10 protein-coding genes and 1 pseudogene are annotated in these 9,923 nt (G+C 65.2%); 1 reads left to right on the top strand and 10 read right to left on the bottom strand.

Annotation, left to right across the window (positions count from 1 at the left end; translation table 11 throughout):
- The 4 genes and pseudogenes from WA702_RS05930 to WA702_RS05915 form a co-directional block, all read right to left on the bottom strand.
- A pseudogene (locus tag WA702_RS05930) lies at positions 1-368 on the bottom strand (3-oxoacyl-ACP synthase); the annotation flags it as partial.
- On the bottom strand, positions 365-1,426 hold the full coding sequence (gene plsX / locus WA702_RS05925) for a phosphate acyltransferase PlsX (RefSeq protein ID WP_425109600.1): 1,062 nt from the start codon (positions 1,424-1,426) through the stop codon (positions 365-367). The pseudogene WA702_RS05930 and the gene plsX, both read right to left, overlap by 4 nt.
- Positions 1,427-1,683: 257 nt before the next feature.
- Positions 1,684-2,340 carry a YceD family protein gene (locus tag WA702_RS05920; RefSeq protein WP_425109601.1) on the bottom strand — a complete coding sequence of 219 codons (657 nt, stop codon included), beginning with the start codon at positions 2,338-2,340 and terminating at the stop codon, positions 1,684-1,686.
- Positions 2,337-2,888, bottom strand: coding sequence for a ubiquinol-cytochrome C chaperone family protein (locus WA702_RS05915; protein WP_425109599.1), 552 nt, complete (start codon positions 2,886-2,888; stop codon positions 2,337-2,339). Before WA702_RS05915 ends, WA702_RS05920 begins: the two co-directional genes overlap by 4 nt.
- Before the next feature lie 119 nt (positions 2,889-3,007).
- Here WA702_RS05915 and WA702_RS05910 point away from each other — a divergent pair, with 119 nt between their 5' ends.
- Positions 3,008-3,469, top strand: coding sequence for an outer membrane protein assembly factor BamE (locus WA702_RS05910; RefSeq protein WP_425109598.1), 462 nt, complete (start codon positions 3,008-3,010; stop codon positions 3,467-3,469).
- A gap of 265 nt (positions 3,470-3,734) precedes the next feature.
- Here the strand turns inward: WA702_RS05910 and WA702_RS05905 are convergent, their stop codons facing one another.
- From WA702_RS05905 to ribD, 6 genes are all read right to left on the bottom strand, one after another.
- On the bottom strand, positions 3,735-5,855 hold the full coding sequence (locus WA702_RS05905) for a sodium-translocating pyrophosphatase (RefSeq protein ID WP_425109597.1): 2,121 nt from the start codon (positions 5,853-5,855) through the stop codon (positions 3,735-3,737).
- A 209-nt stretch (positions 5,856-6,064) separates the two neighbouring features.
- The gene (thiL, locus tag WA702_RS05900) at positions 6,065-7,060 is read right to left on the bottom strand and encodes a thiamine-phosphate kinase (RefSeq protein ID WP_425109596.1); all 996 of its coding nucleotides are present in this window, start codon (positions 7,058-7,060) and stop codon (positions 6,065-6,067) included.
- A gap of 153 nt (positions 7,061-7,213) precedes the next feature.
- The gene (gene nusB / locus WA702_RS05895) at positions 7,214-7,729 is read right to left on the bottom strand and encodes a transcription antitermination factor NusB (RefSeq protein ID WP_425109595.1); all 516 of its coding nucleotides are present in this window, start codon (positions 7,727-7,729) and stop codon (positions 7,214-7,216) included.
- A 4-nt stretch (positions 7,730-7,733) separates the two neighbouring features.
- On the bottom strand, positions 7,734-8,225 hold the full coding sequence (gene ribH, locus WA702_RS05890; protein WP_425109594.1) for a 6,7-dimethyl-8-ribityllumazine synthase: 492 nt from the start codon (positions 8,223-8,225) through the stop codon (positions 7,734-7,736).
- A gap of 91 nt (positions 8,226-8,316) precedes the next feature.
- Entirely contained in the window at positions 8,317-8,925 is a 609-nt protein-coding gene (locus WA702_RS05885; RefSeq protein WP_425109593.1) for a riboflavin synthase, read from the bottom strand.
- A gap of 1 nt (position 8,926) precedes the next feature.
- Positions 8,927-9,923: bifunctional diaminohydroxyphosphoribosylaminopyrimidine deaminase/5-amino-6-(5-phosphoribosylamino)uracil reductase RibD (ribD, locus tag WA702_RS05880; protein ID WP_425109592.1), on the bottom strand; the 997-nt coding region annotated here is incomplete at its 5' end.

The following is a 9,923-nucleotide window of genomic DNA, read 5'->3' as shown; positions in this document are numbered from 1 at the left end:
GTGGCGAGCGCAAACACGAAGCCGGAGCAGACCGCCTGCAGGTCGAACGCCGCACCGTGGTTGATGCCGAGCGCATTATGCACGGCAACCGCGGTCGCAGGGAACGTGTTGTCCGGCGTCGAGGTCGCGAGCACGATCAACTCGATCGACTGCGGATCGACATCGGCGGAGCTAAGCGCCGCCCGGGCCGCATTGAGGGCCAGATGCGAGGTGAACTCGCCGTCAGCCGCGACATGCCGCTCACGGATACCGGTACGCTGAACGATCCACTCGTCCGAGGTATCGATTCGGCCCGCCAGTTCGGCATTGGTCACCACCCGCTGTGGCAAGTAGGAACCACAGCCGAGCACCACCGAACGTATCGTCACGAGACAGCCTCCTGGGCGGCCGGCACGGAAGCCAGGGCACCGCCTTCGCGATTGAATGTTTGATTGATCTTGGTCAGGAGATCGTAGCGCGCCATCTCATAGCCAACCCCGACCGCTGAGGCAAAGCCTTCGGCATCGGTTCCGCCATGGCTTTTGACCACGATGCCATTGAGGCCGAGCAGCACGCTGCCGTTGCCCTTGCGTGGGTCCATCTTGTTCCGAAGCGTCTGGAATGCGCCGCGCGCCAGGAGATAGCCGATGCGGGCCATCAGGCTGTTCTGGATCGCGCCGCGCAGGACTTCGACGACCTGCCGGGCGGTTCCCTCCGCCGCCTTCAGCGCGACATTGCCGCAAAAGCCTTCCGTCACGACCACATCGGCAGCGCCCTTGCCGATGCCATCGCCCTCGACAAAACCGATATAATCGAGCTGCGGAAGGTTCATCGCGCGCAGCATGTCGCCGGCCTCGCGAATCTCTTCGTGGCCCTTCATCTGTTCGGTGCCGATGTTAAGCAGTCCGACCTTGGGCCTGGCAATATGGAGGCGTGCACTGGCCATCGCACTGCCCATCGCCGCCAGCGCCACCAGATGGCGCGCATCGGCGCCGATGGTGGCGCCGAGATCCAGCACCACGCATTCGCCGTGCAAGGTCGGCCAGATCGCAGCCAAGGCCGGGCGATCGATTCCCTCCAGCATGTGTAGGCAGAACCGCGCCATCGCCACCAGCGCGCCAGTGTTGCCGGCCGAGATCGCGACGTCGGCCTCGCCCTTCTTCACGGCCTCGATGGCGAGCCACATCGAGGACGTCTTGCGCCCCCGCCGCAGCGCCTGGCTCGGCTTTTCATGGTTGCCGACGGCGACGTCGGTGTGGATCACGCGCGCGGCCGCCTTCAGTGCCGCGTGCTGCTCGAGCTCGGGCGCGATCCGCGCCTGGTCACCAAACAACAGGAATTCGCAGTCCGGGTGCCGCGCAAGCGCCACCGCCGCACCGGGAATGACGACCGACGCGCCGACGTCCCCGCCCATGGCGTCCAGCGCGATTCGAACCTTTTGAGGCATGACGTCCCGGAAACCCGATCTTTCTTCATGCGGTCGCGTGAGGCGCTTCACGACAGGGATTAACGCGCACACAGCCGGCCAGGCACCACACGCTGCTCCGGCCGGGCCGCGACAATAGCGCCTCGCCGGGCCGAAACAACCTCTTGACCACAGGCCATTTGCCGGCTTGCAGGGCTGCACCGCCAAGCCGAAATAGTCAGTTAGCCGAAATCGATCAAGGCCTTATGACGCCTTTTCGAGCCTGTTCGGCAATCGACTCAACCATTATCGCCCTTCTTCGATCCACGCGGCTGCAGCGCCTTCAGCGCCGCAAACGGGTTACCCTCGGGGTCGTCGGCCTCGGCCTCAGTCTCGAACACCGCACCTTCCTTGCGCGGATACGGATCGACGCCGAGAAGCAGCGCGTCGGTCGCGATCCGTCCCAGGTCGACCTGACCGTTCATGATGGGCTCCGGCGGATCGGGCACCTCGGCAGCATCGTCCGCATCGTCGTCGACCAGATCCGCCAACTGCGGAATCTGTTCCGGCGGAGCAAAAATGAGGTCGATCGCCTCGTCGATCTCGTTCTCGATCGGATCGAGCGTAACCACGCAATCCTGCCCGATCCGGGCGGTGACCCGGCCGGTGACATGAACCTTGCCGTCCGACTTCGGCGTCAGATCAAACGCCGCCCGCGCCGAGATGACCTCGCGCAGGCGCGCGAGCTCTGCGATCGCCGTTCGGGCTGCCAAATCGGCCTCGATCTCCCGGTGCAACCCGGCTTCCGGGATCTGGGCCACGATGACCGGCGCCGTGCGCCAAGGTTCTTTTTGATGAGGTTCTTTTTGATGAGGGCTCTTTTGAAAGGCATCCCTCGCCGGCTCCCTGACTGTTTCAGTCCGATGACCGGGCGTATCCTTGTGTCTGCTGCTCATGTCGTCAAATCCTGCTCGAGCGGCACCGGGAAGCGCCAAGCGGCGCGCAACAGCGTCGCATCGTCGCATGCCTCCAGGGTGGCCGCGACTCGCGCCGCATGGGCCGCCAGAAGCCGCGCGCTCTCCGGATGCGTCCCATTCAAGATATTCTTCTGCAGCGCTTGCGCCAGCCGTGTCTCACTCTCCGACCAAGCGAGGTCGTAAGCCGCGGTCCGGCCGTAAAATGCCTCGCCGAACTTTTGCATCCGCTTGGGCACGGCGAGGTCCCCCACCCCCATTTCGCGCAGATTGGCGTCCATGTCGCTGCAGAAATGGTCGAACAGGGCCTGCGAGAGCTTGGCGCCACCCGGCACGGTGCGCAACCGCCGCAGCACCAGCCAGAGCTGTAGAATCAACAGATCGAGCCGGCCGTCCACCGTATCGGGCACGTCCAAGTGTTTATAAAACAACGGTTCTCGCGCATGCGCCACGATCATGCCATAGATGGCCTGAATGGTCCCACGCGGGGACTTCGGGGATTTCCTGAAATGGTTGAACGGCCAGAGCATCCGAGGTCCCGCGCATGCACCCCGGTGGGGTCGCGTGTTGCAATCCGTGCCGCTGCCCGGTACGTCAACGCCCTGCCCGATGCAAGGGACGGGGCCCCGTTCGTGAGATGACTGAGCCAATGCGAATTTCTGCCCGTACGTTGTCCCGCGGCCTTGGTGCGCGCCTGCGCACCGCCGGCGTGGTCGCGCTGACCTGCTTCCTGCTCGCCGCTTGTACCGGCGAGCAGTTCCAGAAGGGCTACATCATGCCCCCCGGCGCGCTCGAGCAGATCCCGATCGGAGCGAGCCAGGACCAGGTGCTGATCGTCATGGGCACGCCCTCGACCGTCGCCACCCTGGACGGCGAGGTGTTCTATTACATCTCCCAGCGCGCCGACCGGCCGGTCGCCTTCATGAACCAGCGGGTGGTCGACCAGCGCGTGGTCGCGATCTATTTCGACAAGAACCGCCAGGTGCGCCGGCTCGCCAATTACGGCTTGAAGGACGGCAAGATCTTCGACTTCATCAGCCGCACCACGCCGACCTCAGGCCAGGAACTCAGCTACCTGACGCCGCTGTTCAAGCTGCTCAGCTTCAACTGACGGCGCGCACGCGCCGTCATCCCGGGGCGCCCGTCAGCGGCGAACCCGGGATCTCGAAATTTCAGATCCGGTCTCTTGCACCTCTCGCATTGACGGCAAGAAAAAACAAAAGCCCCGCGGCTCGCACCGCGGGGTTTTCAATTTTGAGATTCTCATCGTCATTCCGGGGCGCCGCGTCAGCGGGGAGCCTGGCATCTCGAGATCCCGGGTTCGATGCTACGCATCGCCCCGGGATGACATGCTGGTCGTCCATGAGACCAGAATGTTAGTGCGCGAGCACCGCGAGCAGCAGGAGCGCCACGATGTTGGTGATCTTGATCATCGGATTGACGGCCGGTCCCGCCGTGTCCTTGTAGGGATCGCCGACAGTGTCGCCGGTCACCGCCGCCTTGTGCGCGTCAGAGCCTTTGCCACCGAAATGGCCGTCCTCAATGTACTTCTTGGCATTGTCCCAGGCGCCGCCGCCCGAGGTCATCGAGATCGCCACGAACAGGCCGGTGACGATGACGCCGAGCAGCATCGCGCCCACCGCCGAGAATGCCGCCGACTTGCCGAGCGGTCCGCCGCCCGCGATCGCGTAGATCACGAAGTAGACCACGATCGGGGACAGCACTGGCAGCAGCGACGGGATGATCATCTCCTTGATCGCAGCCTTCGTGAGCAGGTCGACGGCCTTGCCGTAGTCAGGCTTGTCGGTGCCCTGCATGATGCCGGGCTTCTCGCGGAATTGGCGCCGCACCTCCTCGACGATGGCGCTCGCCGCACGGCCCACCGCGGTCATGCCCATCGCGCCGAACAGATAAGGCAGCAGGCCGCCGAACAAGAGGCCAACCACTACGTAAGGATTGGTCAGCGCGAAGTCGGGCTTGACGCCGGCGAAATAGCTGTGGTTCGCCGGATCGGCAATGAAGTACTGCAGGTCCTGGTTATAAGCTGCGAACAGCACAAGCGCGCCGAGGCCGGCGGAGCCGATCGCGTAGCCCTTGGTGACGGCCTTGGTGGTGTTGCCGACCGCGTCCAGCGCGTCGGTGGATTTGCGGACCTCCTTCGGCAGGCCGGCCATCTCAGCGATGCCGCCCGCGTTGTCGGTGACCGGACCGAAGGCGTCCAGCGCGACGATCATGCCGGCCAGCGACAGCATGGTCGCGGTGGCGATCGCAATGCCGAATAGGCCGGCCAGGCTGTAGGTGATCAGGATGCCGGCGATGATGACGAGCGCCGGCAGCGCGGTCGACTCCATCGAGATCGCGAGGCCCTGGATCACATTGGTGCCGTGGCCTGTGACGGAGGCCTGGGCGATCGACTTCACCGGACGATAATCGGTGCCGGTGTAGTACTCGGTGATCCAGATGATCAGGCCGGTGACGGCGAGGCCGACCACGCCGCAGCCGAACAGGGCCGCGCCGGTGTAATCGACGCCGTCGAGCTTGCCGAAGCCGACCATCCAGGAGATCGCCAGCGCAACGCCGCCCAGCGACAGGATGCCGGTTGCGATCAGGCCCTTGTAGAGCGCGCCCATGATCGACTGGCTGGGGCCGAGCTTGACGAAGAAGGTGCCGATGATCGAGGTGATGATGCAGACGCCGCCGATTGCGAGCGGCAGGATCATCATGTTTTCGAGATGCGGGGTTTTGGCAAAGAAGATCGCCGCCAGCACCATGGTGGCGACCGCGGTCACCGCATAGGTTTCGAACAAATCGGCGGCCATGCCGGCGCAGTCACCGACATTGTCGCCGACATTGTCGGCAATGGTGGCGGGGTTGCGTGGATCATCCTCCGGAATGCCCGCCTCGACCTTGCCGACGAGGTCGCCGCCGACATCGGCGCCCTTGGTGAAGATGCCGCCTCCGAGACGGGCGAAGATCGAGATCAGCGAAGCGCCGAAGCCGAGCGCGACCATGGCGTCGATCACGACGCGGCTGTCAGGCGCATATTTCGCGAACTGAGTCAGCACCGCGAAATAAATCGTGACGCCGAGCAGCGCGAGACCCGCGACCAGCATGCCGGTGATGGCGCCGGATTTGAAGGCGATTTCGAGACCGCCGGCGAGCGAGGTGGTGGCGGCCTGCGCGGTGCGGACGTTGGCGCGTACCGAGACGTTCATGCCGATGAAGCCGGCCGCGCCGGACAGGATCGCGCCGATGGCAAAGCCGATCGCGACGGGAATACCGAGGAAGATCGCCAGAAGCACGAAGATCACGATGCCGACGATCCCGATGGTCGTGTATTGGCGGCGCAGATAGGCCTGCGCGCCCTCACGCACGGCTGCCGCGATTTCCTGCATTCGCGCATTGCCTGCGTCGGCCTTCAGGACCGACGAGGTGGCCCAGATCGCGTACACGATCGAAAGCAACCCGCAGAGCACGATTACCCATAATGCTGACATGTAGTTTCCTCGGCTTTCTGATTTTTATGCCCACGCTCGCCGCGGTTGTTGCAGCGCACGTCCCCGTAAGAGGTCTTCCGCGAATGGGAAGTGCCTCAAACCGCTGCAAGCTTGCCAAAATCGCCTTCATGACGCAACGCCGCGAAAGGCCAAACGGCTTTAAATTCGGTCACTTCCCGCGAGGCGCAATGTGCGATTGCGAACAGATGTTAGAAGTGGCTGAAGGACAGGCGCTTGAGGGGGATTGCTTGCCCTTCCGCGTTCAGAAGGCGCGGGTGTCCATCGCCTGCCGTGATGACGCCGATCTCGGCCACCGCGACACCGGCGCGCCGCGCTTCAGTGCCAAAGGCCTCGCAGCGGTCGGCTGGAACCGTGCACAGGATCTCGAAATCGTCGCCGCCGGAGATCATCGCTTCGAGGTCGGCCGCCCCAACGGCCAGCAGGGTCGCAGCCGCCGGCGAGATCGGGATCTTCGGCAGGTTGACATCGGCGGTGACGCGCGAGGCCGCGCAGAGCTTGGCCAGATCGCCGGCCAGGCCATCGGAGACGTCCATCGACGCGGTGGCAAAGTCGCGCACCGCTTTGGCCAGCGCGTTGCGCGGCTGCGGCACCCGGTAACGGCCGACCAGCATCTCCCGTGCGGCAGGATCAGCGGCTAATGCCGCCGCAGCGGGCTTGCCCTGCAGGACGGCCAGCCCCAGCGAGGCGTCGCCGATCGTGCCCGTCACCATCACGCGATCGCCGGGCCTGGCGCCGAAGCGATGCACCATGCGCCCCAACGGCACCCTGCCCCAGGCCGTGATCGAGATCATGACCGGCCCGGGCGTCGAGACGGTGTCGCCACCGAGCAGCGGGCAGCCGAACGTCCTTGCGTCCTCGCCGAGCCCCCGTCCGAAGGCCGAGAGCCAGGATTCGTCGCTCTGGCGCAGTGCCAAGGTCAGCACGAAGCCGGCCGGCTCAGCCCCCTTGGCGGCGAGGTCAGACAAGTTCACCCGCAGCGCCTTGCGCGCGATGGTGTCGGGCGGATCATCGGGCAGGTAGTGCACGCCCTCGACAATGGCGTCGGTGTTGACGACGAGGTCGTGGCCGTCGGCCTTGATGACCGCAGCGTCGTCCATGAGGCCAAAGGCACCGGGATCGGTCGCCAGCGGCTTGAAATAACGGGCGATCAGGGAGTCTTCGCCGGAGGGAGTGTCGAGGGTCATTGGCTTGATCCCCACCTTCCACTGTGATCGCCGCGCAGGCGGGAATCCAGTATTCCAGAGGCGGTTCGGTTGAACCGATGGGCTGCGGCGTAATGCAGGCCCCGCCGGCGTGGGGCATGACAGCTGTGCTGTGGCCCGCCCCGATGCATTGACCTATCTCTGCTCGAACTCGTCGCCGCGATATTTGCGCGCGAGCTGGTCGAGCACGGCATTGACCATTCCGGTCTCCTCGCGCTCGACGAACGCATGCGCAACGTCGACATATTCCGACACCACGACGCGGGCCGGCACGTCCTTGCGATGCTCGAGCTCGTAAGCTCCGGCACGCAGAACCGCGCGGAGAATCGCATCGATCCGCTTCAGCGGCCAGCCGCGCTCCAGCGCCTCGTCGAGCACGGGATCGATCTTGGTCTGGTCGCGCACCACGCCGGAGACGACGTCGCGGAAGAACGCAGCCTCTGCGGGGAGGTATTGCTCGCCCTCGACCTCGCTGCCGATCCAGTGGCTCTCATACTCGGCAAAGATATCGTTGACGCCTGTGCCAGCCATATCCATCTGATAGAGCGCCTGCACCGCAGCGAGCCGCGCGGCGCCGCGGCGGTTGGCCTTGCGATCAGGGCCCTTGGTACCCAAGCCTTTGGCGCCCGGTTTGCCCTTGCTCTCCGCCATCGCTCTAGCCCCGCGCCAGGCGGCGCTTGATACGCAGCATGGCGAGCGCCGCACGCGCGGCATCGCCGCCCTTGTTGAGCTCGGAGGCGCGCGCCCGTGCCCACGCCTGGTCCTCGGTATTGACGGTGAGAATGCCGTTGCCGAGCGGGAAGCGCTTGTCGACCGCGAGGTCCATCAGCGCGCGCGAGGATTCGTTCGACACGATCTCGAAATGAATGGTATCGCCGCGGATCACGCAGCCGAGCGCGATTGCCGCATCATAGGGCTTGCCGTCTTTCTCGGCAGCATCGAGTGCGATCGCAATAGCGGCCGGAATCTCCAGCGCGCCGGGCACGGTGAGGATGTCGTGCGAAACGCCCGCCGCCTTCAGCTCGGCCACCGCGCCTTCCAGCATCGCGTCCTGGATGTCGTCATAGAATCGCGCCTCGACAATCAGCGCCTTCGCGCCGGAAATATCGGTCTGATCTTTCAGCGGCGCGCGCCGGGCGTCTGCCATTTGATGGTCCGTGCTATCGGGAAGTGGGTTGGCCTTGTAGGCGCGCGCGCCCGCAATGCCAAGGAAAAGCTAAGGAAAGGCTCAGCAAAAGCTATTTCATCTCCGTCAGGCGTGCGGCATAGCGCGCCATCAAATCGACCTCGAGGTTAACCTCGCTGCCCGCCTGCCAGGACGACAAAGTTGTCACGGCCAGCGTGTGCGGAATGATCAGCACCGAGAATTTGACATCATCGACGGTGTTGACGGTCAGCGACACGCCATCCAAGGTCACCGAACCCTTCGATGCGATGAAGCGCGCCAGCTCGCGCGTCGTCTTCAGCACGAAGCGCGCCATATCCGGCAGCTCCTCGCGGCTCTCAATCGTGGCGATACCGTCGACATGGCCCGCGACGACATGACCGCCGAGCTCGTCGCCGATCTTCAGCGCGCGCTCCAGATTAAGCCTGGTGCCGACGGTCCAATGCTTGGCGGTGGTCAGCGCCAGGGTCTCGGCGGCGGCATCGACATCGAACCAGGTCCTGCCATCAGTGACGCCCGACTGCACCACTGTCAGGCAGACGCCGTTGTTGGCGATCGAGGCGCCATCCGCGATACCGGCGCGGTCGTAATGACAGGCGATACGCAGGCGATGCAGCTGGCCCTGCGCGGTCGGTGTGAAGCTTTCGATCTCGCCGATATCGGTGACAATGCCGGTGAACATTTTACGCGCGCTCGTAGATCGTGAGGGTGTCGTGGTCGAAGGTTTCGCTAGCACGGACGCGATAGGCCGGCGACTGCGTGATTGCGTCGAGCGGCAATGCATCCAGCGCAGCGATACCGCCCTCGCCGATCGACTTGGAGCCGCGGAACAGCCAGATCTCGTCGGCCAGCTCGGCCGTGACGAGGGCCGAAGCAATGCGGCTGCCGCCCTCGACCAACAGCCGCGTGATGTTGCGCTCGGACAGCGCATGCAGCACGGCAGCGAGATCGAGCCCTGGGACGGTACGCGGCGACAGGCGAACGACTTGCGCGCCGGCAGCACCGAGCCTGGTCGCGGCGGCCGCTTCGGCCGTCTCCGCGGCCATGACCCACAGCGGCGTGGTCCGGGCCGAATGCACCAGTTGGCTGCTGCCGGAGATGCGCAGCGCGGTGTCGAGTACCACGCGTACCGGCGAGCGTTTCTCCATACCTGGTAGCCGGCAGGTCAGCAGCGGATCGTCCGCCAGCACGGTGCCGATGCCGACCAGAATGGCGTCGCATTGCGCGCGCAACAGGTGCACGCGCATCCGCGTCGCCTCGCCTGTGATCGCCACCGGCTTGTGGCCGGCAGCTCCGATCTTGCCGTCCGGAGAGACCGCGAGCTTGAGGATGACATGCGGGCGCTGGTTGCGGACCCTGCGGAAATGGCCGGCATGGTCATGCACGGCTTCGGCGGAGCAAAGCCCGACATCGACCGTGATGCCGGCTGCGCGCAGCCTGGCATGCCCCTGCCCTGCCACCAGCGGATTGGGATCCTCGATTGCCGAGACGACGCGGGAGATCCCGGCCGCAATGACGGCATCCGCGCAGGGCGGCGACCGGCCGACATGCGAGCACGGCTCCAGGGTGACATAGAGCGTGGCACCGCGTGCCGCCTCGCCCGCGCGCCGCATCGCCGCGGCCTCGGCCCGATTCAACGCCGCCTTCGTCAGGATTGGATTGTCCGCCTGCGACATCGGC

The sequence above is a fragment of the Bradyrhizobium sp. genome (assembly GCF_049798375.1).
Lineage (GTDB): Bacteria > Pseudomonadota > Alphaproteobacteria > Rhizobiales > Xanthobacteraceae > Bradyrhizobium.
This window is presented reverse-complemented; position numbering and strand designations above follow the sequence as displayed.